Source organism: Gordonia sp. 11cp (assembly GCF_057767225.1).
Window position 1 is genome coordinate 340,811 of the sequence record NZ_CM173437.1, and the last position, 26,138, is coordinate 366,948.

General features: G+C 68.3%; 25 protein-coding genes. 14 read left to right on the top strand and 11 right to left on the bottom strand.

The window, feature by feature from the left end; all coding sequences use genetic code 11:
• Positions 1-21: 21 nt before the first annotated feature.
• From AC3B6C_RS01350 to AC3B6C_RS01370, 5 genes are read right to left on the bottom strand one after another with little or no spacing between them, the layout of a single operon-like run.
• On the bottom strand, positions 22-213 hold the full coding sequence (locus AC3B6C_RS01350) for a ferredoxin (protein ID WP_010840529.1): 192 nt from the start codon (positions 211-213) through the stop codon (positions 22-24).
• Positions 213-1,580, bottom strand: coding sequence for a cytochrome P450 (locus AC3B6C_RS01355; RefSeq protein WP_010840530.1), 1,368 nt, complete (start codon positions 1,578-1,580; stop codon positions 213-215). Before AC3B6C_RS01355 ends, AC3B6C_RS01350 begins: the two co-directional genes overlap by 1 nt.
• A complete protein-coding gene (locus AC3B6C_RS01360) occupies positions 1,577-2,389 on the bottom strand; it encodes an SDR family oxidoreductase (protein ID WP_488374645.1) in 813 nt (270 codons plus the stop codon). Before AC3B6C_RS01360 ends, AC3B6C_RS01355 begins: the two co-directional genes overlap by 4 nt.
• Positions 2,389-3,633 (bottom strand): cytochrome P450, encoded by a 1,245-nt coding sequence (locus AC3B6C_RS01365; RefSeq protein ID WP_010840532.1) that lies wholly within the window; start codon positions 3,631-3,633, stop codon positions 2,389-2,391. The genes AC3B6C_RS01360 and AC3B6C_RS01365 overlap by 1 nt, the downstream gene beginning before the upstream one ends.
• Positions 3,633-4,214, bottom strand: coding sequence for a TetR/AcrR family transcriptional regulator (locus tag AC3B6C_RS01370; protein ID WP_035716876.1), 582 nt, complete (start codon positions 4,212-4,214; stop codon positions 3,633-3,635). The genes AC3B6C_RS01365 and AC3B6C_RS01370 overlap by 1 nt, the downstream gene beginning before the upstream one ends.
• 64 nt (positions 4,215-4,278) lie before the next feature.
• Here AC3B6C_RS01370 and AC3B6C_RS01375 point away from each other — a divergent pair, with 64 nt between their 5' ends.
• From AC3B6C_RS01375 to AC3B6C_RS01425, 11 genes are all read left to right on the top strand, one after another.
• Complete coding sequence (locus tag AC3B6C_RS01375) at positions 4,279-5,745, top strand: aldehyde dehydrogenase (RefSeq protein ID WP_488374646.1); 1,467 nt, start codon at positions 4,279-4,281, stop codon at positions 5,743-5,745.
• Positions 5,746-5,888: 143 nt separating this feature from the next.
• Positions 5,889-6,629, top strand: coding sequence for an SDR family oxidoreductase (locus AC3B6C_RS01380; protein ID WP_010840535.1), 741 nt, complete (start codon positions 5,889-5,891; stop codon positions 6,627-6,629).
• The gene (locus AC3B6C_RS01385; protein WP_488374647.1) at positions 6,626-7,522 is read left to right on the top strand and encodes an NAD(P)-dependent oxidoreductase; all 897 of its coding nucleotides are present in this window, start codon (positions 6,626-6,628) and stop codon (positions 7,520-7,522) included. The genes AC3B6C_RS01380 and AC3B6C_RS01385 overlap by 4 nt, the downstream gene beginning before the upstream one ends.
• On the top strand, positions 7,519-7,908 hold the full coding sequence (locus AC3B6C_RS01390; protein ID WP_010840537.1) for a carboxymuconolactone decarboxylase family protein: 390 nt from the start codon (positions 7,519-7,521) through the stop codon (positions 7,906-7,908). Before AC3B6C_RS01385 ends, AC3B6C_RS01390 begins: the two co-directional genes overlap by 4 nt.
• Before the next feature lie 8 nt (positions 7,909-7,916).
• Positions 7,917-9,245, top strand: a complete 1,329-nt coding sequence (locus AC3B6C_RS01395; protein WP_488374648.1) for an alpha/beta hydrolase domain-containing protein — start codon at positions 7,917-7,919, stop codon at positions 9,243-9,245.
• 125 nt (positions 9,246-9,370) lie between these two features.
• Complete coding sequence (locus AC3B6C_RS01400) at positions 9,371-10,246, top strand: ABC transporter permease (RefSeq protein ID WP_010840539.1); 876 nt, start codon at positions 9,371-9,373, stop codon at positions 10,244-10,246.
• 4 nt (positions 10,247-10,250) lie between these two features.
• Entirely contained in the window at positions 10,251-11,030 is a 780-nt protein-coding gene (locus AC3B6C_RS01405; RefSeq protein ID WP_488358138.1) for an ABC transporter ATP-binding protein, read from the top strand.
• Complete coding sequence (locus tag AC3B6C_RS01410; protein WP_488374649.1) at positions 11,023-12,648, top strand: FAD-binding protein; 1,626 nt, start codon at positions 11,023-11,025, stop codon at positions 12,646-12,648. Before AC3B6C_RS01405 ends, AC3B6C_RS01410 begins: the two co-directional genes overlap by 8 nt.
• Positions 12,645-12,995 carry a 4Fe-4S dicluster domain-containing protein gene (locus AC3B6C_RS01415; RefSeq protein ID WP_010840542.1) on the top strand — a complete coding sequence of 117 codons (351 nt, stop codon included), beginning with the start codon at positions 12,645-12,647 and terminating at the stop codon, positions 12,993-12,995. The genes AC3B6C_RS01410 and AC3B6C_RS01415 overlap by 4 nt, the downstream gene beginning before the upstream one ends.
• A gap of 49 nt (positions 12,996-13,044) precedes the next feature.
• Positions 13,045-14,079 (top strand): ABC transporter substrate-binding protein, encoded by a 1,035-nt coding sequence (locus tag AC3B6C_RS01420; RefSeq protein ID WP_488374650.1) that lies wholly within the window; start codon positions 13,045-13,047, stop codon positions 14,077-14,079.
• On the top strand, positions 14,076-15,146 hold the full coding sequence (locus tag AC3B6C_RS01425; protein ID WP_488374651.1) for an LLM class flavin-dependent oxidoreductase: 1,071 nt from the start codon (positions 14,076-14,078) through the stop codon (positions 15,144-15,146). Before AC3B6C_RS01420 ends, AC3B6C_RS01425 begins: the two co-directional genes overlap by 4 nt.
• 201 nt (positions 15,147-15,347) lie before the next feature.
• Here AC3B6C_RS01425 and AC3B6C_RS01430 read toward each other — a convergent pair whose 3' ends face one another.
• From AC3B6C_RS01430 to AC3B6C_RS01445, 4 genes are read right to left on the bottom strand one after another with little or no spacing between them, the layout of a single operon-like run.
• A complete protein-coding gene (locus AC3B6C_RS01430) occupies positions 15,348-16,526 on the bottom strand; it encodes an alpha/beta hydrolase family protein (RefSeq protein ID WP_488374652.1) in 1,179 nt (392 codons plus the stop codon).
• Entirely contained in the window at positions 16,523-17,974 is a 1,452-nt protein-coding gene (locus AC3B6C_RS01435) for a wax ester/triacylglycerol synthase domain-containing protein (protein ID WP_010840546.1), read from the bottom strand. Before AC3B6C_RS01435 ends, AC3B6C_RS01430 begins: the two co-directional genes overlap by 4 nt.
• 3 nt (positions 17,975-17,977) lie before the next feature.
• On the bottom strand, positions 17,978-19,633 hold the full coding sequence (locus AC3B6C_RS01440) for an AMP-binding protein (protein WP_488374653.1): 1,656 nt from the start codon (positions 19,631-19,633) through the stop codon (positions 17,978-17,980).
• A 16-nt stretch (positions 19,634-19,649) separates the two neighbouring features.
• Positions 19,650-20,447: a lysophospholipid acyltransferase family protein gene (locus tag AC3B6C_RS01445; protein WP_488374654.1), complete on the bottom strand. Its 798-nt coding sequence runs from the start codon at positions 20,445-20,447 to the stop codon at positions 19,650-19,652.
• A 197-nt stretch (positions 20,448-20,644) separates the two neighbouring features.
• Here AC3B6C_RS01445 and AC3B6C_RS01450 point away from each other — a divergent pair, with 197 nt between their 5' ends.
• The 3 genes from AC3B6C_RS01450 to AC3B6C_RS01460 are packed head-to-tail and all read left to right on the top strand — an operon-like array spanning position 20,645 to position 23,295.
• Positions 20,645-21,286 (top strand): PaaI family thioesterase, encoded by a 642-nt coding sequence (locus AC3B6C_RS01450; protein WP_010840549.1) that lies wholly within the window; start codon positions 20,645-20,647, stop codon positions 21,284-21,286.
• Complete coding sequence (locus AC3B6C_RS01455; RefSeq protein ID WP_488374655.1) at positions 21,286-22,335, top strand: alcohol dehydrogenase catalytic domain-containing protein; 1,050 nt, start codon at positions 21,286-21,288, stop codon at positions 22,333-22,335. The genes AC3B6C_RS01450 and AC3B6C_RS01455 overlap by 1 nt, the downstream gene beginning before the upstream one ends.
• 45 nt (positions 22,336-22,380) lie before the next feature.
• The gene (locus tag AC3B6C_RS01460) at positions 22,381-23,295 is read left to right on the top strand and encodes an amidohydrolase family protein (RefSeq protein ID WP_488374656.1); all 915 of its coding nucleotides are present in this window, start codon (positions 22,381-22,383) and stop codon (positions 23,293-23,295) included.
• Between the two features lie 39 nt (positions 23,296-23,334).
• Here AC3B6C_RS01460 and AC3B6C_RS01465 read toward each other — a convergent pair whose 3' ends face one another.
• Positions 23,335-24,114 (bottom strand): amino acid ABC transporter ATP-binding protein, encoded by a 780-nt coding sequence (locus AC3B6C_RS01465; RefSeq protein ID WP_014927924.1) that lies wholly within the window; start codon positions 24,112-24,114, stop codon positions 23,335-23,337.
• A gap of 4 nt (positions 24,115-24,118) precedes the next feature.
• Positions 24,119-25,945, bottom strand: coding sequence for an ABC transporter substrate-binding protein/permease (locus AC3B6C_RS01470; protein WP_044507170.1), 1,827 nt, complete (start codon positions 25,943-25,945; stop codon positions 24,119-24,121).
• Positions 25,946-26,138 lie beyond the last annotated feature (193 nt).

Consider the following 26,138-nt stretch of genomic DNA (forward strand, 5'->3'; position numbering starts at 1 on the left):
CGAGGGCGACGTGTTCAGAACTCAGCCCTCGATGATCCGGAGAGCTTGCGTCGGGCAGTAGTGCACGCCGGCCTCGACCTCGGCGCGCCGGGATTCGTCGGGGGTCGCGTCGAGGATCTCGACATGGTCGGTGTGCGCGGCGAAGACCTCAGGCGCCTCGAGCTCGCACATCCCATGCCCCTGGCAGAGGTCCAGGTCCACCTCGACGCGCATCAGGCGTCCTGACGCTTGCGATAGGCGACGCGGCAGGGCTGCTGCAGTTGGACCACCATCTTCGAGTGGTCGTTGCGGTAGCTCTCCGGGGGCTGCAGCATCTCGAACTCGTAGTTCTGGAAGAGCACCGAGAAGATCGCCTTCAACTGCATGATCGCGAATTGCGCGCCGACGCAACGATGGCGGCCGGCGCCGAAGGGAATCCAGGTCCACCGGTTGACCAGGTCCTCCTGCCGCGGCTTGTCGTAGCGGTCCGGGTCGAAGCTGTCTGCGCCGGGGAAGTCCTCGGGCAGCCGATTGGAGATCGCCGGCGAGACGGCGATCGACTGTCCGGCCTTGACCTCGAAGTCCTCGACGTGGAAGTCGTTCTGCACCACTCGCATGAGGATGATCAGCGGCGGGTGCAACCGAAGCGCCTCTTTGAGTGCGTTCTCGAGCTGCGGCATCTGACGGGTGTGCGCGAAGGTGTACTCCGGACGTTCACCGGGCGGCGTCTCGCCGTAGATCTCGTCGAGCTCGTCGTACACCCGTCGCATGTAGTCGGGGTTGCGCAACAGTTCGATGAGGGTCCACGCGGCGGTGCCCGACGTCGTGTGGTGGCCGGCGAACATCATCGAGATGAACATGCCGGTGACGGTGTTCGCGTCGAATCCGACCTGGACCAGGACGTCCATCAGGTCGCGATCTTCCTTGTCCTCGGTCGGATTCGCGATCCGCTCGTCCATCACGCCCTGGATGAACTCGACCAGCTCGGCCCGGGCCTCGTCACGTTTGCGGAAGCTCTCGATGTCGGCCTTGTAGTCCACGTACGCGATCGGGTCCGTGCCCTTCTCCAGGTCGTGGAACAGGTGCGCGATGTGCCCGTTGAGCCGCTCCCGGAACTTCCGCCCGATGAGGCACGACGACGACGTGTAGAGAGTCAGCTCGGCGAAGAAGTCGAGGAGATCGATCTCCCCCTCGTCACCCCACCCCGCGATGATCCGCTCGACCTCGTTCGGGATGGTCACCGCGTGCTGCTTCATGTGTGCGCCCTTGAGCGCCGAGTTGTGGATCGCCTTGGACCGCTCCTCGGGGCTCGTGTCGAACACGACGCCTTCGCCGAAGACCGGCGTCATGAACGGGTAGGCGGCGGCCTGGTCGAGATCCTCCTCGGGCGCGCGGAAGAACTCCTCGTTCGCGGCCGACCCCGAGACCAGCACCACCTCCCGATCGGCGAGCTGGAACATGCCGACGTCCCCGCACTCCTCGCGGACGCGCCAGAACAGCGAGATCGGGTCGGTCGCGAGTTCGTCGAGATGCCCGTGTTCGCCCTCGCCACCCGAGACGCGATTCGGTTGTCTCAGGCCTGATTCGGTGATGGCGGTCATTTGTCCGTCCCCTTCTCCTGTGCTGCCTGTCGTTTCTTGTCGCTGACCGCGCCTTCGGCCTCCACCTCGACCGACCGCATGTGCGCGCCGCGCGGCATGGACACCATGGCCGCGACGGCCTGCGCGATGTGTTCGGGCGAGAGGAAATTGCCGTGGCGGGCCAGACCGTGTGTGATCCAGTCGTTGAGCATGTGTTCGGTCGTCGTCGGATCGAGGTTCATCCCCATACCGGTGAGCGTCTGCCCGGGGCGGACGACCCCGGCCCGCACACCGGTGCCCTCGAGTTCGAGCTGAATGGTCGCAACGAGCCCGTCGATACCGGATTTCGCGGCGACATACGCCGACGACCAGGGTCGCGGATGGATCGCCACATCGGACCCGATGAACACGAAATCACCTCGGGCGCGCTCGATCATGCCACTGATGACCGCGCGGTAGATCCGGTAGGCGCCGGTGAGATGGATGTTGATCTGGTCGGCGAAATGGTCGGTCCCGGTCTCATAGGAGAGCCCGACCGCGAGGTCGCCGGCACCGGCGACGACGATCTCCAGCGGCCCCAGAGCGGCCTCGGCCTTCGCCACGCAGTCGAGCACGGACTGTTCGTCGGTGACGTCCAACGGCACCGCGACGGCCTCGCCGCCCCGCGCCGTGATCGTGTCGGCCAGTTCCTGCAGCTTGTCCACCCGGCGGGCCGCGAGGGCGACGGGATGACCGGCGGTGGAGAGGAATTCGGCGGTGGCGGCACCGATGCCCGACGAGGCGCCGGCGACGAGGACCGGTCGCCGCTCGGGATGGGGACGGAAGGCCATCAGCGCACCGTCACCTTCACCGGGAGTTCGGCGAAGCCGCGCACGTTCACCGAATGGACCCGGACCGCCTTGTCGGCGTCGATGTCCACCGCCCGGATCGATTTGACGACCTCGGTCAGGCCGATGTTCGCCTCCAGGCGTGCGAGGTGCGCGCCGAGGCAGAAGTGCGCTCCCAGCCCGAAGCTCATCAGGGCCTGGCCGCAGTCGCGGCCGATCTCGTACCGGTCGGCATCGGCGCCGAACACCTCGACGTCGCGATTCGCCGAACCGACGAGGAGGAGCACGCGATCGCCCGCCGGGATCACGAAGTCGCCGTACGGGGCGTCCTCGACCACCCGTCGCACGACGATCTGCGTCGAGTTGTCGTAGCGCAACGTCTCCTCGGTCCAGTCCGGGACGACGACCTCCGGGTCGGCGAAGACCTTCGCGAGTTCGTCGGGATTGCGCCAGCCCCAATACAGGGCGTTGGCAAGGAGTTTGGTCGTGGTCTCGTTGCCCGCCACCACCATCAGGACCATGAAGCCGACGATCTCGTCCTCGGTGAGCCGTGTCTTCTCGCCGGTCTCGTCGTCGTCGATCTCGGCCGCGATGAGGGCCGAGACCAGATCCTCGCCGGGGTTCTTGCGGCGGTCGGCGATGAGCTCCGAATAGTAGTTGTGCAGTTCGATGTAGGCGTAGACCGCCGCCTCGGGAAGGTCGAGGTCGCCGTCCTCGCGGTGGAGGAGCAGGTCGGACTGATGGCGCAGCCTGGTGCGATCGGCCTCGGGGACTCCCAGCAGCTCGGACACCACGTCCATCGGGAGCAGCGCGGCGAAGTCGTGGACGAAGTCGAACTCCCCCTTGTCGAGACACTTGCTCCAGTGCTGGTGCGTGAGGGCGGTGATCCGGCCGGTGAGTTCGTTGACCCGGCGAGGAGTGAAACCCTTGGAGACCAGTTTGCGGATGCGCATGTGTTTGGGGTCGTCCATGGCGAGGAAGGACATCGACTTGTGTGCGTCGGGACCGTACGCCGAGGGGTCCATCGACACGCCCCAGCTGTTCGAGAGTCGTTGTGTGTCACGGAAAGCCGCACGGACGTCGGCATGTCCGGCCAGTGCCCAGAAGTCCATCCCGCTGTGGTAGTACACCGGCGATTCCGTCCGGAGGCGGTGATAGGTGGGGTACGGATCCTCGTGGAAACCATAGGCATACGGGTCGAAGGGGAGTTCGTGCTCCATCCCCGACACCGTCGTCGATTCGGTCATCACTTCTCCATCAGTAGATGTGCGGCTGCGACAAGACGTTCGGAGGTCTGCTCGTAGGTCATGTGCCCCATGCCGGCGTAGACCAGGCCGCCGGAGTAGATCATCTCCAGGGTGTCCAGGAGCGGGCCCGGATTCTCCGGGTCCTCTTCGAGTGCCGCGGCGAGGCGACGTCGGATGAAAGCGCCGATCCGCACGCGCAGGTGTTCGACGTCGGGATCACTGCCCAGCAGGGCCACCGTCACCGCACCGCCCAGTTGCCCCTCGCCGGCCACGACCAGCGCGACCTCGCGGAGCACCTGCGCGACGCGCTCGCTCCGTGGCGCAGCGGGATCCGGTTCCAGCACACCGGCCGAGAGTCGACGCCAGAACACCTCGGCGACCAGGTGACTCTTCGACGAGAAGTAGGTGTAGGCGGTGGCCGGCGCGACCCCGGCGATCTTGGCCACCGTCCGCACGGTGAGACCGTCGAAACCCTCTGCGTTCAGCACATCGACTGCGGCATCGGTGAGGCGCGTGACCGTTTCCGCCTGCTGCTGGGTCAGCCTGCGGCGAGTGGATTCCTGAGACACGGGGCTGGACATGTGAGCCACGCTACACTAGCTTTGAACGCGAGTCCAGACACCTGTCCAGATGGAGTTCCAGCTCATGCCTCTTCGCCCCGAATCCGCGTCGGATCTGTTGATCGACGGCAAACTCACCCCCGGGAGCGGTGGCGTCTTCGACGTCGTCAATCCCGCGACCGAGGAGGTCATCGGGCAGGCGGCCGACGCCACCTCGGCCGACATGGACGCCGCCATCACGGCCGCACGCACCGCCTTCGACACCACCGACTGGTCGCGCGACCACGCCTTCCGCGCCCGTTGTCTCCGTCAGCTGCGCGACGCCCTGCTCGCCCACGGTGACGAGCTCCGCGAACTCACCATCGCCGAGGTGGGTTGCCCGTCCTTCCTCACCCACGGCCCGCAGTTCGAGGGACCGGTCACCGATCTCGGCTATTTCGCCGACCTCGCCGAAAGCTACGAGTGGACCCGTGACCTCGGCACCGCCAAACCCATGGGCCTCAAGAACCGTCGCGAGCTGCGCTCGGAGGCCGTGGGCGTCGTCGGCGCGATCACGCCGTGGAACTTCCCGCACCAGATCAACTTCGCCAAGATCGGCCCCGCCCTGGCCGCCGGGTGCACGGTCGTGCTCAAGCCCGCACCCGACACCCCGTGGTGTGCCGCGCTCGTCGGCCGGGTCGTCGCCGAGGAGACGGACTTCCCGCCCGGTGTTCTCAACATCGTCACCTCGACCGACCACCAGCTCGGCGCCCAGCTCAGCACCGACCCCCGCGTCGACCTGGTGTCGTTCACCGGCTCCACCGCGACCGGCAAGAAGGTGATGGCCGCCGCGTCCGAGTCGCTCAAGAAGGTGTTCCTGGAGCTGGGCGGCAAGTCGGCCTTCATCGTCCTCGACGATGCCGACATCGGATCTGCCTGCGCCATGGCCGCATTCAACGTCGTCACCCATGCCGGTCAGGGGTGCGCCATCACCACGCGCCTGGTGGTGCCGCGCAGCAGACTCGACGAGGCGATCTCCGCCACCCGCGACGCGATGGCCGGCCTGCCCGCCGGAGACCCCACCGACGGCGGCACCATCTGCGGACCGGTCATCTCCGCCCGGCAGCGTCAGCGCATCGAGTCCTACATCGAACTAGCCACCAGCGAGGGCGGCACCATCGAGATCGGTGGCGGACGTCCCGCCGACAAGCCCGCCGGCTACTTCGTCGAGCCGACCCTGATCTCGGGCCTGGACAACTCGGCGCGAGTCGCGCAGGAGGAGATCTTCGGTCCGGTGCTGGTGATCATTCCCCACGACGGCGACGACGACGCGATCCGCATCGCCAACGACTCGCCGTACGGCCTGTCGGGCATGGTCTACGGATCCGACGAGGAGCGGATCAACAAGGTCGTCGACGGAGTACGCACCGGGACGATGGGCGTCAACGGCGGCATCTGGTACTCCGCCGATGTCCCGTTCGGCGGCTTCAAACAGTCGGGCATCGGCCGCGAGATGGGAGTCGCCGGTTTCGAGGAGTACCTGGAGACCAAGGCCGTCGCGCGTCCGGCGTGACCCTTCGAGGCTCGTCGACCTCGACGCGCTCTTTCGTCGCTTGCTCGGCCCGGCGGCTATCGCTCCTCGCACCTCAGGGAACAGAGAAGCCCCCGCTATCGCTCCTCAGGGAACAGAACACTGACCACACAGAAAGCAGGACAATGAGTTCCAAGCGTTTCGAGAACAAGACCATCATCGTCACCGGCGCGGCAGGAGGGATCGGTGAGGCGTACGCCCGCGGGCTCGCCGCCGAGGGCGCGAACGTCGTGGTCGCCGACCTCGCCGACGACAAGGGCAAGCAGGTCGCGGCCGACATCGGCGGACTGTACGTCAACACCGATGTCGCCGACGAGGATTCGGCGAAGGCGCTCGCCGCGGCCACCGTCGACGCCTACGGCTCGGTCGACGGCCTGGTCAACAACGCGGCGATCTACGGCGGGATGAAGCTCGACTTCCTCATCACCGTGCCCTGGGACTACTACAAGAAGTTCATGAGCGTGAACCTCGACGGTGCGCTCAACGTGACCCGGGCGGTCTACCCGCACATGACCAATGGTGGTGGCGCCATCGTCAACCAGTCCTCCACCGCCGCGTGGCTGTACAGCGGCTTCTACGGTCTGGCCAAGGTCGGGGTGAACGGTCTGACACAGCAACTCGCCACCGAACTCGGCGGGCAGAACATCCGCGTCAACGCGATCGCCCCCGGCCCCATCGACACCGAGGCGACTCGGACCACGACACCCAAGGAGATGGTCGCCGACATCGTGAATCGTCTGCCGCTGAAGCGCTTCGGCACGCCGGAGGATCTCGTCGGCATGTGCCTGTTTCTCCTGTCCGACGAAGCCGGGTGGATCACCGGGCAGATCTTCAACGTCGACGGCGGCCAGGTCATCCGCTCATGAGCGAATCGACGCCCGGCCCGCCGGACCCGATTCGGCTGGGATATGTCGGACTCGGCAACATCGGTGGTCCGATGGCCGGGAGTCTGGCCGCGTGGCGCGGCGGTCTGACGGTGTTCGACCTCTCGTCCGAGGCCATCGCGAAGGTCGTCGAGAAAGGTGCCGCGGCCGCGGGTTCGCTCGCCGATCTCGCCGCGTCGGCCGACATCATCGGCATCTGCGTCCTCGACGACGCCCAGGTCCGAACGGTGGTCGCCGGGCCGGACGGCCTGCTGTCCGAGGCTCGCCCGGGCACCATCATCACCGTCCACTCGACGATCGCGCCGGAGACCGCCGCCGAACTCGCCGAACAATGCACGGCGCGCGAGGTGACATTGCTCGACGCCCCCATCTCCGGTGGCGCGATGGGTGCGGCGTCGGGCCGGCTCGCGATCATGGTCGGCGGGCCGCGTGAGGCGTACGAGAAACTGAAGGAACCGTTCGCGCTCACCGCCGACATGCTCGTCCACGCGGGACCCGAGGTCGGCTCGGGCACCCGGATGAAGCTGGCGCGCAACCTCCTCCACTTCATCTCGTTCACCGCGACCACCGAGGCCGCGCGACTGGCCGAGGCCGCCGGCATTGACATCGCCAAGCTCGGCAAGGTGGTCCGGCACTCCGACGCCGTGACCGGTGGGCCCGGGGCGATCATGTTGCGTGACACCACCGCTCCGGTCGCGGCCGACGATCCCTGGTACGGAATCCTCACCGGCGTCCGTACCCTGGGGGAGAAGGACCTGACGCTCGCACTCGCTCTCGGCGAAGAACTCGGTGTCGATCTGCCTCTCGGGCAGCTCGCGTTGCGGAATCTGGCCGCCGGGCTCGGTGTCCCCCACCTCGAAGGAGAACCAGCATGACCCGATCCGACATCTCCGGCGACGCACCCGACGAGGTGCGCAGGCGCGGACTCGCGAAGATGTCCGAGGTCTACGGCTGGGAGGTGAGCGACGGCCCGGGCGATTACTTCGCGCACACCGCCGACCAGGTGTTCGGCAACGTCTGGGCGCGCGACGGTCTGTCCAACCGCGATCGCCGATTGCTCCTGCTCGGTGCGCTCGCCGCGAGCAACAACATCGACGTCGCCGAGATCCAGGCCGGCGCCGCCCTCGGGAACGGCGAGCTCACTCCCGAACAGCTCGAGGAGATCAGCCTCTTCCTCTGCTATTACGTCGGCTGGCCGCAGGGCACCAAGATGCACTTCATGTTCGGTGAGGTGATCAAGCAGCATCGGAAGAAGAAGTGAGTCAGGCCATGCGATTCCGTGTCCTCCGCGGTGGAAACGGGTGTTCGTTGCTGAGCGCCTCACCCTTACCCGACCTCACCGCGGCCGGTTACACCGACACCGAGTACGCGGCTTCGGGGGCCGCCGACCCGGTCGTCGGTGACACCGGCGCGCCCACCGCCGAGTTCACGACCCGGATCGTCGTCCGACGCCCGACGGAGGCCGCGGCCTTCAGCGGCTGCGTGGTCGTCGAGTGGCTGAACGTCAGCAGCGGCGCCGACGCCGCGCCCGAATACTCCTATGTGGCGGCCGAGCTCGTCCGCGCGGGCCACGCGTGGGTGGGCGTGTCGGCACAGTTCGTCGGCGTCGAGGGCGGGGCGGGTTCGGTCGGCGTGGCGACCGGCGCCCCGCAGAGCCTCGCCGCCAAAGACCCGGAACGTTATGCCGGACTGCGACACCCCGGCGACGCGTACTGCTACGACATCTTCACTTCGGTGGGCCGAGCAGTCCGCGAGACCGACGCCGCCGGTCATCCGCTCGCGGGTCTGACGGTCTCCACCGTTCTCGGGATCGGCGAATCACAGTCGGCCATGGCCCTGACGACCTACGTCAACACCATCGGTCCGGACGGGGCACCGTTCGACGGGTACCTCATCCACAGCCGTGCGGCCGCCGGGTTGCCCCCCGGTGAGGTCGGTTCGGGGATCGACGTGGCGAGCGTCTTCGGGAGCGAGCCCACCACGATCCGCGCCGATCTCGACGCACCGGTGTTCGTTGTCCAGACCGAGACCGACGTCCTGACCAACTTCCGCTATCACGCCGTGCGGCAACCCGATTCGGATCGACTCCGGGTCTGGGAGATGGCGGGCACGGCACACGCCGATCTCCACCAGGTCGGTGACTTCGAGGAGTTCCTCGGCTGCCCCGACCCGGTCAATCGGGGCCAGCAGAGGTTCGTTCTGCGATCGGCGTTGCGGCACCTGCGATCCTGGGCCGAGGGAGGTCCCCCGCCTCCGGTGGCCGACCCGCTGGCCCTCCGGGACGCCGGCGGTGCCGAGCCCGTGTTCGAGCTCGACGACATCGGCAACGTCCGGGGCGGGGTCCGCACACCGTGCGTCGACGCGCCGACCCAGATCCTCAGCGGGATCGTCGCCGACCCGGTGTCCCGGATCTGTCTGCTGTTCGGAACGACCTCTCCGGTCCCCACCGACGAACTCGTGGCCCGGTACGGAACGCGCGACGAGTACGAGAAGCACTACCGGGACGCCGCAGACATCGCCATCGCGGGTGGGTTCGTCCTCGCCGAGGACCGCGACGAGTTGCTCGCCGACGCCAATCCGGAGCTGATCCCGAACTGACGGTTCGCCGATCAGCGCGGCGCGCTGCGTATTTGAAAATCACCATGACTCCAACGGTGCCGCCGGCGCCCAGAGCTCAGTAGCGTCCCAGAAGTCCTGCCCAGCCCTCTCTCAGGCGGATTTCGATGACCCTAGAACTCACGACACCGGTCGGTGTCGCCCCCGGCCCGTCGGCGGCCGGGACCGTCGACGCACCGTCCGACGCTCCAGCGGCACAAGCGCGTCGGCGACGGTTCTCCCGCCAGGCCGCCATACGCACTCTCCGTCAGTCCATCGGCTTGATCCTGGTGGTCGTCATCTGGCAGCTCGGTGCGCGCGGATGGCTCGGCGCCACCACTCCCGCGCCCACCGAGGTGGTCGAGGCGGGATGGGAACTGATCAGTACCGGCGAACTCTGGACACACCTGGCCGCCTCCGGGCGCCGCGTCGCGATCGGACTGGCGATCGGAATCGCCGTCGGCGCGGTGCTGGGCGCGGCCGCCGGCCTCTTCAAGGTCGCCGAAGACCTGGTCAACGCACCGGTCCAGGTGCTGCGGATGATGCCCGCCGTCGCCCTCGTCCCGGTCTTCATCATCTGGTTCGGGATCGGCGACTCGTTCAAGATCGCCCTGATCATCGTCGCCCCGATCTTCCCCATCTATCTCAACTTCCTCGCCGGAATCCGGGGCGTCGACCAGAAACTCATCGAAGCCGCCGAATCACTGGAGCTGACGCGCTTCGAGCTCGTGCGGTACGTGGTCCTGCCGGGTGCGCTACCGCAGATCTTCGTCGGCCTGCGGCAGGCGCTGGGCATCGGCTGGCTGGTCCTCGTCGTCGCGGAGATGCAGACCACCCCGGTCGGATTGGGCTTTCTGATGAACGACGCCAAGGAGTACCTCCGCACCGATCAGATCTTCCTGGTCCTGGTCATCTATGCGGTACTCGGACTACTCACCGACATCGGCGTACGGATACTCGAGCGTCGATTCCTGTCGTGGCGCAACGGATTCGAAGGACGGTGACCTGATGTCCGCAGACCACATCGACGGTGTCCGGGTCACCGGGGCCGCACGCGAGTTCGACGGCCGGCGGGTGCTCGACCACGTCGACCTGACCATCGACCGAGGCGAATTCGTGGCGCTGCTCGGTGCGAGCGGTTCCGGGAAGAGCACGCTGCTGCGTGGGATCGGCGGCCTCGACCGCGGGTTCACCGGCACGATCGAGGCACCGTCGGCCAAGGCGATCGTGTTCCAGGAACACCGGCTCATGCCCTGGATGCCGGTGTGGCGCAACGTCGCCCTCGGGTTGCGAGGCGGCGACACCGAGGCCCGCGCACTCCGCGCACTCGACGAGGTCGGACTGGCGGCCAAATCCGGAGCCTGGCCGTCCACGCTCTCGGGCGGCGAAGCCCAACGCACCGCGCTGGCCCGCGCACTCGTCCGGGAGCCCGACATTCTGCTGCTCGACGAACCCTTCGGGGCACTCGATGCCCTCACCCGGATCAATGCCCAGCGCCTCGTGGCGCGACTGTGGGAAGCGCACCGGCCGGCCACCTTGCTGGTGACGCACGACGTCGAGGAGGCCCTGCTTCTCGCGGATCGCGCACTGATCCTGCGGGCCGGTCGGATCGCGCAGGAGATCGTCGTCGACCTACCTCGTCCGCGCCGGGTCACCGACCCCGCGTTCGTCGCCCTGCGTTCGCAACTGCTCGCCGGACTCGGCGTCAGCGGAAGCGACGCCGAATCCACCGGCCCCACAACGACACCGACACCGGCATCGACACCCCAGGAGTTCACCCATGTCTGACGTACTGACCCTGTCCACGGACGTGCTGGTGATCGGCGGCGGCCCCGCCGCCACCTGGGCCGCCATCCACGCTCGCGATGCCGGAGCCGAGGTGATCATCGCGGACAAGGGATACTGCGGAGCGTCGGGTACGACGGCCCCTTCCGGGACCGGGGTCTGGTACGTCGCCCCGGACCCGGAGAAGCGCTCGGCGGCGAAGGCGAGCCGTGAAGCCCTCGGCGGGTATCTCGCGGACCACGGCTGGATGGACCGGGTCCTCGACAAGACCTACGCGAACATGCACCGGTTGGGCACCGAAGGGCGCTACCCGTTCCCGGTCGACGAGCACACCGGCGAGCCCATCCGCACGGGAGTGCAGGGCCCGGAGTACATGCGCCGCATGCGCGCATGGGTACGACGCCGCGGTGTGCGAATCCTCGACCACTCCCCTGTCCTGGAACTCCTCACCGACCGCGAGGGCGCCGTACGGGGTGCCGCCGGACACCAGCGACAGACCGGCCGCGACTTTCGTGTGTCCGCCGGCGCAGTGGTCGTCGCGACCGGCGGCTGCGCATTCCTGTCAAAGGCATTGGGCAGCAACGTCGACACGGGCGACGGCGCCCTGATGGCCGCCGAGGTCGGTGCCTCGTTCTCGGGAATGGAATTCGCCAACGCGTACGCGATCGTGCCGAAGGGCTCCACGGTCACCAAGACGGCGTATTACGGCTACGCCACCTTCTTCCATGCCGACGGACGCATCGTCGAGGGCGCGGGGTCGACGAAGGGACGGTCGGTGATCGCACGCACTCTGTTGCAGGAGAAGGTCTATGCGCAACTCGACCGGGCCGACGAGCGGGTGGCGGCGCAGATGCGCCGAGGCCAGCCCAACTTCTTCCTCCAGTTCGACCGTCGGGGGATCAACCCGTTCACCGACCGGTTCGAGGTCGACCTGCTCGCCGAGGGCACCGTTCGCGGAACCGGTGGCATCGACATCGTCGATGCGGACTGCTGGACCGGCGTCCCGGGGCTCTATGCGGCCGGGGACGCCGCCACCCGCGAGCGCATCTGCGGCGGCTTCACCGGCGGTGGCAGTCACAACTCCGCGTGGGCGATGTCGTCGGGCAGCTTCGCCGGAACTGCCGCGGCACGAGCGGCCCGCGACGCCGGCGGGGCGTCCCCGCTCGACGTGCTCACCGGCGCCGGCACCGTCGGGCTGGGCACGGCCCGGGGCGGGATCACACCCGACGAGCTGGTGACCGCCGCGCAGCGCGAGCTGATCCCGTTCGAGAAGAACTACCTGCGTCACGGCGACCGGATGACTCCGGCCCTGAACACATTGGACGCGCTGTGGGACGAGATCGCCGGACCGGCCTATGGCGCCCGGACACCGGCGGGGCGCGTGCGGGCACGGGAGGCGGCCGCGATCACCGCCGTCGGACGATGGATCTACCGATCTGCACTCGCCCGCACCGAATCCCGCGGGATGAGCAAGCGCGCCGACCACCCCCGGCTCGACCCGGCGTTCGGTGATCACGTCCGCACGGGAGGACTCACCGACGTCTGGGTCGCGGTACCCGGGTCGGCCGTGGGACGTATCGAGGACCCGGCTCCTGGCCTCGCCGTCGGGATTCCCGCATGATCGAGCTCGTCGTCGCGTCGGCGTGCATCGCCTGCGACAAATGCGTCAACGCCTGTCCCACCAACGTCTTCGACACCGGACCCGACGGCGTGCCGACGATCGCCCGGCAATCGGATTGTCAGACATGCTTCATGTGCGAGGCATATTGCCCCACCGACGCTCTCTACGTGAGCCCCGAGTCCTCCCCACTCGGCGCCGGGGACGCCGTGCCGCTCGAACTGATCGGCAGCTACCGGGAACGGCTCGGCTGGGGCAAGGGCCGCGCGCCCGGAAGCCTGACCGCCGTCGGACCACCGATCCCGCACGGAGACCCGCCACCACGGCTCGTCGACCGACGCACGGACTGACCAGCTCACCTCGTTCACCAACCCCTCGAGATCTCCAGGACAGAGAACCATGCCCACCACAACATCATTCGGATCCCCGCTGCGCCGGATCAGACGCGCCATCGCCGTCCTCTCGGCAGGCGTCGCACTCGCGGCGGTGGCCGCGTGCGGTTCCGACGACGCATCGTCGGCGCAGCGCGACGTCATCGACACACTCCGGATCGGGGTCATCGGCTCGAGCAATGTCATCTCGGGTCCCGTCGGCTTCGCCCACAGCCGCGGGGAACTCATCGAGGCCTTCGCCCCGCTGGGCGTCAACAAGGTCGAGGTCTTCAGCTTCCCGAACGGACCCGATCTCAATCAGGCGCTCATCGGCGGACGTCTCGACGTCGCGAGCTACGGTGACACGCCCGCGCTCGTCGCCCGTGGCTCGGGTCTACAGACCCGTCTGCTGTCGATCAACCAGTTCGACAACGATGCGGGTGTGGTGGCCAAGGACCCGTCGATCCGGTCGCTGGCCGACCTGGCCGGCAAGAACATCGGCGTGCCGAAGGGCTCCTACATCGACCGCTATCTCCAAGGCGCGCTGGCCGAACGGGGTATCACCGCGAACCTGATCCATCTGTATCCGGCCGATCAGGAGGCTCCGCTGAACTCCGGTGAGATCGACGCAGCGGCGCTGCCGGGCGTCATCCCGTCGGTGGCACTGCAGACCTTCGAGGGCAAGGGGTTCCACCTGGTCGACTCGGTGTACCGGGACCATCCCGACCTCGCGGGCACCAGCGTGACGGTGAGCAGTGACCAGTTCCTCGAGAAGAACCCGGACTTCGCCGCGACCTGGCAGCAACTGCACGCGTCGTCGGTCCGCTATGCGAAGGCGAACTGGGAGGAATACCTGCGCTTCGAACTCGGCAACTCCAAGGCGCCCGAAGCCGCGGTCCGTGCCGCGGCCAACCCGGAGGGGTACTCCGAGGAGCCGTTCCCGGCCCGCGCCGTCGACTTGCTCACCGGTACCAAGGCATTCCTCGTCGAACAGGGCAGCATCGAAGACGACTTCGAACTCGACTCCTGGCTGCAGCGGCCCTCGACCGGACCGAACCCGTGACCGGCCCCCGATTCGGTGTGTGGGCCAATGTCTACGGCACGTGGGCCTCGGCGCACCATCCCGACGACCCGGTCGACGCGTCCTGGGAACGCAACCTGGCACTGGTCCGGCGCGCGGAGGAACTCGGGTACCACAGCACACTGATCGCCCAGCACGTGATCAATCCGTTCTCGTCGGAATGGGATCAGCTCGAGACATGGACCTCGGCAGCCGCACTCGCAGCGTCGACGTCCACGATCGAACTGATCGCCGCCATCAAGCCGCTGCTGTTCCATCCGGTGGTGCTGGCCAAACAGGCCGCCAACATCGAGGAGATCTCGGGCGGCCGGCTGTCCCTGAACGTCGTCAACGCGTGGTTCCGTCCAGAGCTCGAGAAGGCCGGGATCGCGTTCCCCGAGCACGACGACCGCTACGGGTACGGGGCCGAATGGCTCGGGATCGTCCGCGGGCTGCTCAACGGGGAGAAGGTCTCCCACGCCGGGCGGTACTTCACCGTCGACGACTACGAGATCAACCCCACCGGCCGCTTCCGGTCCCGTCCGCAGATCTACGTCGGCGGTGAATCCGATCAGGCCCGCGATCTGGTGGCGGCGCAGGGCGACGTGTGGTTCATCAACGGACAACCGATCGAGCGGGTCCGAGAACTCATCGCCGATGTCGGCCGGCGCGAACGGACCGGCCCGCCGGTCCGTTACGGACTGTCGGCCTTCGTCATCGCCCGTGACGACGCCGAGTCCGCTCAGCGCGAGCTCGATCACCACTGGAAGCTCAACGAACTCGATCAGCCCGTCCTGGCGAACATCGCCGGCGGGGCCGACGAGAAGGCGGTGATGTTCCAGACGTTCGCGCGCTACCCCGCGATCGGCACGAACGGCGGTACCGCGGCCGGACTCGTCGGGTCCTACGACGAGGTGGCCGATCGGATCGCGGACTTCCACCGGGCCGGGATCGAGACATTCATGCTGCAGTTCCAGCCCTTCGAGGCCGAGATGGAACGCTTTGCCGCGGAAGTGATCCCGCGCGTGCACGAGCGTCTGGGAGCGGTTGTCGCCGTGCCGGGAGGCTGACCCTTCGAGGCTCGTCGCTTGCGCTCCTCGCACCTCAGGGAGCGGGGGGAGGCCGCACCGCTCCGCGCACCTCAGGGAGCGGAGGCAGGCCGCACCGCTCCTCGCACCCCAGGGAGCGGAGGCAGGCCGCACCGCTCCGCGCACCTCAAGGAGCGGGGGCAGGCCGCACCGCTCCGCGCACCTCAGGGAGCAACGGTTTTCCTACATCAACGAACGCAGGCCGGCTTCGCTGTCGAACCGAGAATCAGGCGGCGGGGAGGCACGCAGGAACTCGTCCGTGGCCTGCCGGATGCTGCCCGAGATGGCGTGTCCGACATGGCTACCGGAGTACCAGTGGACCTGCCCGCCCCAGTGTCGGTGTAGCTGTTGGGCGGCGGACACCGAGGTGACCCGATCGTTGAGCGCCGCGACCACCATCCGGCGTTCGGGCGTCGGGATGGGTTGCACCGCCAGCGGATTGATCACCGACGAGACCGCGCGAACCGGGTCGCTGCGCATCAGCGACGCGAGGTGACGCCCCTTGGACCCGCCGCGTTCCATGTGGTGGGCGAGGGTGGCGTGCATCTCCAGCATCGGGACGACGGCCAGGACCGAGCTGATCCGGGGATCCATCGAGGCGACCATCGCCGCGATCGGACCGCCGAGCGACGTACCCGCGATCGCGATGTCGGCCGGCTCCTGGCCCTCGATCCAGGTGATGAGCGAGCGGATCTCGGCGATCGCCCGGATGGTGATGACGGTGTTGACCAGCGGGTCGAAACCCGGGTAGGCGACCTTCTCCACCCGCCGCGAGCCGTGCGCCGGCAGGACGGGGAACACCACGTCGTAGCCGAGCTTGTTGTACAGGTTGGCAGCGCGGAACGCATAGAGATCGTCGGCGCGCCCCTGGGCCGCCCCGTGCACCCAGATCAACCAGCGACGGCCGGTTCGTCGTCGCGAGAGCACGCGGACCGAGGCGATCCCGTCGGCGTAGGGGTCGGCGGCGGCGATGGACTCCGGGAGAGGAACGGCGACCGAGTAGTCGATGTGATCGAACGAGGTCGTCCCGAAGGTCTTCCGATCACGGGACACGATGCCGGGCGGCCCGGGGTCGAGGTGGATTCCCGACGGCCCCAGCGCGGCCAGTTCCTCGGCGACGCCGGCGCATCGTTGCACGCACTGTTCCACGAACTCGATCGGCGGGATGTCCCGGATCACCGAGTTGATCGCGATGAACAGCTCGTCGACGGCGGTCTCCCCGACCATGCGCGGACCGCATTCCGCCGGTGGCACTCCCGCCGCCGGGTCGCCGCGACCGGCCGCACGCGAACTGCCGATCGCGCGTGGCAGCACTTTCGCGAACAGTCCCAGTCGCGCTGCGCCGGACTCCCAGTCGATCAACTCGCCTCCCGCGCCAGCACGGCATCGTCGGTGTCCTCGGTCGGCCGCCCGAGCGCGTCGGCGGCTTCGACGGCCGCGTCGGCCACCCGCCGCAGGAACCGGGCCGGGTCGGGCATGGACTCCGGCGTCGCGATGAGCCCCATGCTGAGTTTTCCGGCGTAGCTGTACGTGGTGAGGTTGACGTCGGCGGGTGCGATCGCCAGGGCGAACGAGATCCAGTCGACGACCTCGATGTCCCCGACCCACCGAGTGGTGCGCGGACCGGGCATGTTGGCCGTGGTGATGTTGTTCATCACCAACGGCGCGCGGTGCGCGGCCAGACCGCGGAAAGCCGGTCCGAGGCGGCCGGTGTAGGTGGCCAGTGCGTCGGTCAGTTCGAACCCGACCTCGCGCCGACATCGCACGGTGGCGGCGCAGCTCTCCCCGGTGGCGGCGATCCGCTCGACCGGATCGGCCAGGTCCGACCTCAGATACGCCATCGCCGTGGCGATCTCGTTGCCGTGGACGCGCGTCGAGGCCAGGTCCCGGCACACTCCGAAGATGGACACCGCGACGCCCGGCTCCTCACCGCGGGCGATCAGTTCCGCCCGGATCGCCCCCGCGATGACGCCGTGCAGTGCCCCGTTCACGGTGGTGCCGGTGGCGAGCGCGAGCCGCTGGACGGCGGCGAGCGGGATGTCACCGGACGCGCAGACGCGTTCGGCGCCGCTGCGCGCGTTGAAACTCGTCCGGCGGACGGTCAGTGGTTTCGGGATGAGTTCGGCGTGACCCGCCTTGCGTTTTGCCGAGAACGCGCGTGCCAGGGCCGACGCCGCGGCCGGGAGATCGCGGACCATGCGCCAGGATTCCGCACGCGCCGCGCGTGTGAGCTCCCGCTCGTCGTGCTCGACCCGGGTCCGGTCGATCGGCGCACGACAGACCCGCTCGTCCGGTCCGGCGGTGGCGGCCATGAAGGTGTTGAGTGCGGCCAGACCGTCGGCGACGGCATGGTGGACACGTACGACGACCGCCTGCCGACCGCCGGCGAGACCGTGGACGAGCGTCAGTCCCCACAGCGGCCGGCGACGGTCGAGTTGCCGGACCGCGAGTTCGGAGAGGATCTCGTCGAGCTCGGCACGTCCCCCCGGGGCGGCGACCCATCGCTCGTCCAGGTGCCGGGTCACGTCGAAGTCGTTGTCGCGCACCCAGAAGGGACGGGCACGGTGTCCGCGCGCCCACGCGAGACGCTGGGTTGCGCGCGGGAACATCCCGAGGTGGTCGGGCAGGACGTCGGCGAGCTCGGCGAGGTCGAGGGGTCGTCCGCGCCGCGCGGTGTCGAGAATCGCGACCTTCAGCGTGTGCATCGGATTCGACGCCGACTCCATGTTGAGCATCAGCGCATCGGGTCCGGACATCCGTTCGGCGTCCGCACCACCGGCGGATCGGTCGATCTGCTGGACGGAGTTCATGTGTCAGCTCACCTTCCGTTCGGTCGAGGGTCCGGCGCCGAGTTCGCGCTTGAGAATCTTCCCGGTGGCGTTGCGCGGCAGTTCGTCGAGGAAGTACACGTCGCGCGGGACCTTGAACCCGGCCAACTGGTCGCGCACGTGTTCTCGGATGTCGTCGGCACCGATCTGGGCTCGCGGCGCACGCACCACGTGGGCGACGAGTCGCTGACCGAACCTGTCGTCGTCGACACCGGTCACCGCGACCTCGAGTACCTCGTCGAGCGCGTCGATGGCCTGCTCGACCTCGAGCGGATAGACGTTCTCCCCGCCGGACACGATCATCTCGTCGTCCCGGCCGACGACGAAGAGAAGCCCGTTCTCGTCGAAGCGGCCGACGTCGCCCGACACCATGTGCCCGTCGCTGAAAGCCTTGGTGTCCGAGCTGGTGTAACCGTCGAATCCCGAATTGTTCGCGACCACGATGCGGCCGACCTCGCCGACGGGCACTTCCCGGTCGTCGTCGTCGAGGATGCGGACGCTGGTACCGGTGAGCGGTCGCCCGGCCGTGTCCGGCGCGACGCGCAGATCGGCCGGGGTCGCGGTGGTGATGAGGCCGGCCTCGGTGGCGTTGTAGCTGTTGTAGACCACGTCGCCGTATCGATCGAGGAACGCGACGAGCGCATCGGAGCGCATCCGCGACCCGCTCGCGGTGACAAAGCGCAGTGTCGGCATCGGATGGTCGTCGAGGACCTCGTCGGGAAGATCGGTGATGCGTTCGAGCATCACCGGCACCACCGCGAGTCCGGTGGCCCTGTGGTCGCGGACCAGCTCGAGTGTCGCCTCCGGATCGAACCGACGCCGCATGATCATCGTGCACGACATCGTCGCCGCGATGGCCACCTGTCCGAAGCCCCACGCGTGGAACGCCGGCGCGGCTATCACGATCGATTCGCCTGCGCGCCAGGGAATCCTGTCCAGCATGGCGGCGAGGGAGGCGACGTCGGTGCTTCCGCCGCGACGGGCGCCCTTGGGCATCCCGGTGGTCCCCGAGGTCAGCAACACGATACGTCCGGCGCGTGGGGGCCGGCCGGGTCGCGAGCCGCTGTTCGCGTCGATCAGGCCGTCGACGGTCGCGCCCCGGGGCGACGGGTCGCCCTCCGTCCACGCGTGGATCAGCCGCATGCTCGGGAGGCGTTGCGCCGCAGGCGCGACGACCGCATCGAACTCCTCGTCGGCGATGAGCACGTCGGCGTGCTCGCGTTCGAGTACATCGGCGAGCTGAGGTGCGGCGAAGCCGGTGTTGAGGAGCACCGCGTCGGCGCCGAGCCGCGACGTCGCGGCGAGGGCCTCGACGAGGCCGCGGTGGTTGCGGCAGAGGATGGCGACGGTCGCGACGGATGTGCCGGCAGCGTCGCGCAATCCGACGGCGAGCGCATCGCAGCGGGCGTCGAGTTCACGCCAGGTGAGCTGACCCGCCTCGTCGATGAGCGCGATGCCGTCGGGATCGCGCGCCGCGGCGAGGCCGATACCGCTCACCGGCGACGCACCGCCGTGCCGACGCAGGTTGAGCCCCATGCGGATATATCGGTCGACCCTGAGCGAGCCGAGGAATCCACTGCGGATCAGGGTGCGAACGAGCCACAACGCGGTGGTGACGCGATCGCGGAGTTGCGAGATCATCGTCGTCTCCTCGTGGTCAGCCCAGAACCGGGAACCGGCGGGCGCGGGCGAGGTCGTCGAGAGCGTGTTGCATCCGTTTGCGCACCATCTGATCGACCTCGTCGTGTTCGGGGTTGTTGCCGAACTCGGCGGTGATGTCGATCGGGTCGAGGACCTCCGTCACGAGCTTCGACGGCAGCGGGATGTTCGGCGGGAGGTGGGCGGTCAGGCCGAACGGGAAGCCGAATGCGAACGGCGCGGTGTCGGTGCGCAGGAGTTTGTCGAGACGGAGGAAACGCGCCAGCGTGTCGCCGCGATTGAGGAACAGCTGCGTCTCCTGGCCGCCGATGGTGACGATGGGGACGATCGGGACGCCCGCCTCGAGCGCCGTGCGGATGTAACCGGTTCGACCGTGGAAGTCGATGGTCGCGCTCTGGCTGCTCGGCCGCAGCGCCTCCCACTCCCCGCCGGGGAACACGATCGTCGTGGCACCCGACCGCAGCGCGGCGACCGCGTTCTTGGGATGGGCGGGGAGGAAGCCGACCTTGCCGAAGATCTGCTTGCCTGATCCGGTGAAGATGAGGTCGTGGGCGAGGGTGTAGAGCGGACGGTCGGCACCGAACTCGTCGGCAAAGGCCACGCTGATGACCGGGACATCGAACGCCAGCAATCCGCCGGAGTGGTTCGACACCAGGAGCGCGCCGCCGTCGGGCACCTTGTCCATGCCCCGGACCTCGGAGCGGAAATAGGTCTTCGCCACGAGTTTCAGGACGGGCAGCACCCGCTTCACCCAGGTCTCGTCGCGTGCGGTGAGGTCGAAGGTCTTCGCGCTCATCGGTCACATCTCCTGTGGATCGCTCGTGCGGTTCGATCGGATCACCGCTCGATCGGCTGGAGCACGACGTCCGACCCGGGGTCGATGTCCTCGAAACCGCAAAATGAGAACACGTTCTAGTGGTTGAATTAGAACACGTTCTAATTTGCGTCGCCACTGTTCGTTACCTATGCCACAACTGACTGATCGGTAGCCACATGGAGTTCACCCTGGAGGACATCTCCGAAGACGAGGTCGCGCGTCGCCGCGCGGTCTACACCCCTCTCACCGACACCGTTCGGGATCTGGTCGACGCGGTGATCCGCACCGAGGTGGCCGATGAGGACCTCGACGAGGCACGACGGCGGATCGCCGAGGTGGTGGCCGACCTGCGGAGTCGCCAGATGGACGGCGCGTTCGGGGTGCGACACACGCGCGAAAACACCGGGATGGCCTGGGGAAACGCGGTGATCGGGGTGCGCAACGCGCTGGCCCCGCCGCTCGACGTCGTCCACGTCGACGACGGCGTGCGCAGCGCCTTCACCCTCGGGGCGGCCTACGAGGGACCGCCCGGCCAGGTCCACGGCGGTGTGTGCGCGATGGTCCTCGACCACGTCCTGGGGAATGCGGCCAGCGTCGAGGGCCCCTGCTACACCGGGACCCTCACCGTCCGGTACGGGCGGCCGACTCCCCTCGGCGCGCTGGTCGCGCGGGCGTGGGTGACCGAGCGGAACGGACGCAAGCGCATCGTCCGCGGCACGATCTCCGATGCGCAGGGGGTGACCTGCGAGGCCGAGGGCGTGTTCATCGTGCCCCGCGCGGCGGACGACGTCCCGTCCGTCCGCTGGTCGGCGGGCTGATGCGCGCCGCGGTGACCGGCCCAGGAGAGTTCGGCGCAGGCCGATTCCTCGTCGCCGACCTACCGGACCCGACGCCGGGCCCCGGCGAGCTCGTCCTGCGCGTGGCGGCGAACGGCATCTGCGGTTCCGACCTGTCCACCGCGCCGTTGCTCCCGCACGGGACGATCATGGGTCACGAATTCGCCGGCGAGGTCGTCGGCGTCGGGCCGGCAGACCCAGACGACGCCGGCCGGGGCCGCGCCGATCCGGCGCACTCCTTCCGGGTCGGCGATACCGTGGCCGCCATGCCGGTGATCGGATGCCACCGGTGCCGCGCCTGTCTCACCGGTGACGTCGCGCGATGCAGGTCGGCGCGCACCCTGGGACTCGGTGTCCTCCCGGGCGGGCTGGCCGAGTACGTCCTGGTCGGGGCGGCCGAGAGCGTTCTTCTCGAGGGCATCGATCCGGTCGACGGCGCCCTGGTCGAACCACTGGCCGTGGGACTGCACGCGGTCACCCGCGCGTCCGTCCGTCCCGGGGACCGGGTGCTGGTGCTGGGCGCGGGTCCGGTCGGTCTCGCCGCGCTGCACTGGTTGTCGCGCGGCGTGGCCACCGACCTGGTCTGTTCGGACCCGTCCCCGGGCAGGCGTGCGGCGGCACTCGATCTCGGTGCGTCCGCGGTGTGCATCCCCGACGAACTCCTTGCGCACGTCGGACCGGGCTTCGACGTCGTCATCGAATGCGTGGGCAAGCCGGGCATGATCGCCGCCGCCCTGGACGCGGTCGCCACCCACGGCACCATCGTCATCGCGGGCGTCTGCTTGAGCGACGACTCGTTCATGCCGGTGGCCGGGGTCGTGAAAGAGACCACGATGCACTTCGTCTCCTACTACACCGCGAGCGAATTCCGCACCGCGGCAGCCGAGTTGAGCAAGGGCGCGATCGGGTCGTCGGCGCTGGTCAGCGAGATCGTCGGGCTCGACGAGGCCGACCGCGTCTTCCGCGAACTCTCCGTGCCCAACGACCACCGAAAGGTGCTCATCTCACCGACGGTGTCGTCCGCCGGCTGAGGTGGCACTCGCGGCCGGCGGCGCACCCGGCGTACGGTCTCTGGGGTGAACAGTGCCGTTCCCGTGACCCCCGAGCCGTTCAGTACCGACGAGGCGCAGCGGGTGCGCGCGATCTGGTCAGAGCTGGACCTGCCCGGCATCATCGACGTCCACACCCACTTCATGCCGCGTCCGGTCATGGACAAGGTCTGGGCCTACTTCGACTCGGTCGGGCCGCTGGTGGGACGCGAGTGGCCGATCACCTACCGCGCCGACGAGGACGTCCGGGTGGCCACGCTGCGCGAGTTCGGGGTGCGGGCCTACTCGTCGCTGGTGTACCCCCACAAGCCGAACATGGCCGAGTGGCTGAACGGCTGGGCGCACGACTTCGCCGCCGGCCATGACGACTGCCTGCACACCGCGACCTTCTATCCGGAGGAGTCCGCCCACTCCTACGTCTCCCGCGCCATCCAGGCGGGAACCCGGGTGTTCAAGTGCCACATCCAGGTCGGCGACTTCTCCCCCACCGATTCGCTCCTCGACGGCGTGTGGTCCCAGATCGCCGATTCGCAGGTCCCCGTCATCATCCACTGCGGGTCGGGGCCCGCGCCCGGCACCTTCACCGGCCCCGAGCCGATCCGCGAACTCCTGCACCGGTTCCCGTCGTTGCCGCTGATCGTCGCGCACATGGGGATGCCCGAGTACACCGCGTTCCTCGACCTCGCGCTGGAGTACCCGAATGTGCACCTGGACACCACGATGGCGTTCACCGACTTCGCCGAGGAAGACGCCCCGTTCCCGGCGGACTACCTGCCGCGTCTGGCCGACGCCGGCGAGAAGATCCTCTTCGGCAGCGATTTCCCGAACATCCCCTACGGCTACACCCATGCGCTCGAGGCGATCATCCGCCTCGACCTCGGTGCCGACTGGCTCCGAGACGTGTTCTACCGCAACGGCTCCAGGCTCTTCGGGATCGGCTGAGCCAGCGGTCGGCGAGACCCCCGTCGACAAGAACCCCGGCTACAGGACCTGGGACAGGAAAGTCCGCAACCGGTCGGACTTCGCGTCGTCGAAGACCTGTTCCGGCCGGCCGGTCTCCACGACGGCTCCGTGGTCCATGAACAGCACGTTGTCGGAGACGTTGCGGGCGAAACCCATCTCGTGGGTGACGACCACCATGGTCATCCCCTCGGTGGCCAGATCCGCCATGAGCGAGAGGACTCCCTTGACGAGTTCGGGGTCCAGCGCGGAGGTCGCCTCGTCGAAGAACATGACCTCCGGAGTCATGGCGAGCGCTCGCGCGATCGCCACCCGCTGCTGCTGACCGCCAGAGAGCCGTGCCGGACGCACGTCGGCCTTGTTGGTGAGCCCGACGATCTCGAGTTGCCGGAGAGCGACCTCGCGGGCCTCGTCCTTGCTCAGCCCCTTCAGCTTTCGCGGTCCGAGCGCGACGTTGTCGACGACGGTCTTGTGCGGGAACAGATTGAACTGCTGGAACACCATGCCGATCCGCCGCCGGAGCTCGTCCGGGTTGTCCTTGAGGACGGACCGTCCGTCGAGCAGGATGTCTCCCTGATCGGGTTCGTACAACCGGTTCAGCACACGCAGCAGGGTCGACTTACCCGACCCCGACGGCCCGATGACGGTCGTGGTGGTGCCGGCGTCGACCTGGATGTCGACACCCCGCAACACGTGCTGTTTGCCGAACGACAGGTGGAGATCGGTACCGGTCAGCGAGACGGCTTCCCGGACGACGGCGGCATTCGGGGACGGTGACTCGGACTTGCTGAGATCGGGCACGGGCCTATCCCTTCTCGACGACGGTCGGGGGCAGCGGGTCGTCCTGGACCTCGGCGGGCCGTCCGGTGCGCAGGCGCCGGTCGATGTAGTTGACCAGGTGTGTCAACGGGATCGTCAGGATGAGGTACATGATTCCCGCGGCGACGAGCGGCGAGAGGTTGCCCGTCTGCGCGTTCAGGTCTCGGCCGACCGCGAACAGCTCCCGCTGGCTGGCCAGCAGCCCGAGGAAGTACACCAGCGAACTGTCCTTGATCAGGCTGATGAACTGGTTCATCAACGCCGGGAGCACCCGCCGGACGCCCTGCGGGACGACGACGAGCCGCATCGACTCCCGGTAGCTGAAGCCGATGGCACGCGAGGCCTCGAGCTGCCCGTCGTCGACGCTCTGGATTCCCGACCGGAAGATCTCGCCGATGTAGGCCGCGGCGAGCAGGGCGAGCGCGACCGCGCCGAGCCAGTACGGGTTGTTGCCGGTGATGCCCTTGACGACCGGACCCACACCGAGACCGACGATCAGGATGACGACGACCGCGGGCAGCCCGCGGAAGATGTCGGTGTAGACCCGCGCCGGCCAGCGCAGCCACCGCGACCGCGAGATCCCGCAGATCGCCAGGATCATGCCCAGGATGGTGCCGAGCACTCCCGAGACCAGCGACAGGATCAGGGTGTTGACGAGACCGGTCTTGATCAGCTCGGGGAATGATTCCTTGTAGAGGTCCCAGTTGAAGAAGGTGTCGCCGAGTTGCTCCAGGGTGCTCTTGGGCGCGGTCTCCTCCGCCGGGCCGGCCTTCTCGGCATTCTCGGCCGCGATGGCGGCGATGTCGGGCAGGTCCGGGGCGGGCGCGGCCTTGCTGCCGGGCTTCCATCCCTCGGGCAGTTCGCGGGGCACCCAGTCGACGTAGAGATCGGCGTACGTGCCGTCGGCGATGATGGCGTCGAGTCCGGAGTTGAGGGCCTCGGTGAGCCGCGGCTTGTTCTTGCCCACGGCCCAGGCGACGAAGTTGTTCACGCTGAAGGTGTTCTCGACGATCGCGGTGCCGTCGCCCTCGCGGACCGCCCCCTCCGCCTGCTGCGACGGAGCGACCCAGGCGTCGACCTGGCCACTCTTCAGATTCGCGTACGCGGTGGCGTAGTCCGGGAACTTCACCGGGTCGAGACCCAGGGTGTTGACGACGTAGTCGTCCTGGACGGTGCCCTGCACGACAGCGATCCGCGTCGAGTCGGAGAGGTCGCCGAATCCCTTGATCGGGCCGGCGGTCGGCGCCACGAGGGAGAAGTACCCGAAGTCGTAGCCGTTGGTGAAGTCGACGGTCTTGCGGCGGTCGTCGGTGGTGGTGATCGACGACGATCCGACGTCGAAACGGTTATTGGCCACCTGCGACAGAAGACCCGCGAACTCGGTGCCGTTGAACTCGACCTGCAGACCAAGCTTCGCGGCGACGGCCTTGAGGAGTTCGTTGTCGAAGCCGGTGAAGTCGCCCGCACTGTTCACACAGATGCTCGGCCCGGCATCGGACAGGGTGCCGACGGAGATCTTGCCGGGCGACAGCAGCTCCAGCTGACCGACGTCGATCTGGTCGAGCGGCGTGGTCGACTCGGTGGTGTAGCGGTCTTCACCCCCCTGATCTGCGGCGGCGAGGTTGACCGGCGCCGCCGACGCCGACGCGAGGCCGGCCGGCGCACAGCTGTCGGCGGGGGCGGCCTGCGCACGGGGCGCCGGTCCGCCGAGGATGGTCAACAGGCCGACGATGGCGGCCGTCAGGGCCAGCGCTACGACGCGAACAGCGCGCGGCGCGGCCCCGTGGGCGCGATGGGATCGGTGGTTGGACACCGTGTCGACACTATCCGGACGCACGAGAGGTGTCCCAAATTTTTGCTCGCCGGTGGGTTTAATCCCGCGGAGCTGCGCGTTCTCGTCGACCGCCACCGAACTACGAGCCCGGGACGCGGCGCCCGCCGGTACAACGCGTCACCGTCCCCGACCGACCGTGCGCGCCTACGTGAATTGTCTGTGTGAATTCTCG

Bases quoted from the DNA above. Each gene is read 5' to 3' on its own strand.
- AC3B6C_RS01350 (WP_010840529.1), bottom strand. From the start codon at position 213: ATGCGCGTCGAGGTGGACCTGGACCTCTGCCAGGGGCATGGGATGTGC.
- AC3B6C_RS01355 (WP_010840530.1), bottom strand. From the start codon at position 1,580: ATGACCGCCATCACCGAATCAGGCCTGAGACAACCGAATCGCGTCTCG.
- AC3B6C_RS01360 (WP_488374645.1), bottom strand. From the start codon at position 2,389: ATGGCCTTCCGTCCCCATCCCGAGCGGCGACCGGTCCTCGTCGCCGGC.
- AC3B6C_RS01365 (WP_010840532.1), bottom strand. From the start codon at position 3,633: ATGACCGAATCGACGACGGTGTCGGGGATGGAGCACGAACTCCCCTTC.
- AC3B6C_RS01370 (WP_035716876.1), bottom strand. From the start codon at position 4,214: ATGTCCAGCCCCGTGTCTCAGGAATCCACTCGCCGCAGGCTGACCCAG.
- AC3B6C_RS01375 (WP_488374646.1), top strand. From the start codon at position 4,279: ATGCCTCTTCGCCCCGAATCCGCGTCGGATCTGTTGATCGACGGCAAA.
- AC3B6C_RS01380 (WP_010840535.1), top strand. From the start codon at position 5,889: ATGAGTTCCAAGCGTTTCGAGAACAAGACCATCATCGTCACCGGCGCG.
- AC3B6C_RS01385 (WP_488374647.1), top strand. From the start codon at position 6,626: ATGAGCGAATCGACGCCCGGCCCGCCGGACCCGATTCGGCTGGGATAT.
- AC3B6C_RS01390 (WP_010840537.1), top strand. From the start codon at position 7,519: ATGACCCGATCCGACATCTCCGGCGACGCACCCGACGAGGTGCGCAGG.
- AC3B6C_RS01395 (WP_488374648.1), top strand. From the start codon at position 7,917: ATGCGATTCCGTGTCCTCCGCGGTGGAAACGGGTGTTCGTTGCTGAGC.
- AC3B6C_RS01400 (WP_010840539.1), top strand. From the start codon at position 9,371: ATGACCCTAGAACTCACGACACCGGTCGGTGTCGCCCCCGGCCCGTCG.
- AC3B6C_RS01405 (WP_488358138.1), top strand. From the start codon at position 10,251: ATGTCCGCAGACCACATCGACGGTGTCCGGGTCACCGGGGCCGCACGC.
- AC3B6C_RS01410 (WP_488374649.1), top strand. From the start codon at position 11,023: ATGTCTGACGTACTGACCCTGTCCACGGACGTGCTGGTGATCGGCGGC.
- AC3B6C_RS01415 (WP_010840542.1), top strand. From the start codon at position 12,645: ATGATCGAGCTCGTCGTCGCGTCGGCGTGCATCGCCTGCGACAAATGC.
- AC3B6C_RS01420 (WP_488374650.1), top strand. From the start codon at position 13,045: ATGCCCACCACAACATCATTCGGATCCCCGCTGCGCCGGATCAGACGC.
- AC3B6C_RS01435 (WP_010840546.1), bottom strand. From the start codon at position 17,974: ATGAACTCCGTCCAGCAGATCGACCGATCCGCCGGTGGTGCGGACGCC.
- AC3B6C_RS01440 (WP_488374653.1), bottom strand. From the start codon at position 19,633: ATGATCTCGCAACTCCGCGATCGCGTCACCACCGCGTTGTGGCTCGTT.
- AC3B6C_RS01445 (WP_488374654.1), bottom strand. From the start codon at position 20,447: ATGAGCGCGAAGACCTTCGACCTCACCGCACGCGACGAGACCTGGGTG.
- AC3B6C_RS01450 (WP_010840549.1), top strand. From the start codon at position 20,645: ATGGAGTTCACCCTGGAGGACATCTCCGAAGACGAGGTCGCGCGTCGC.
- AC3B6C_RS01455 (WP_488374655.1), top strand. From the start codon at position 21,286: ATGCGCGCCGCGGTGACCGGCCCAGGAGAGTTCGGCGCAGGCCGATTC.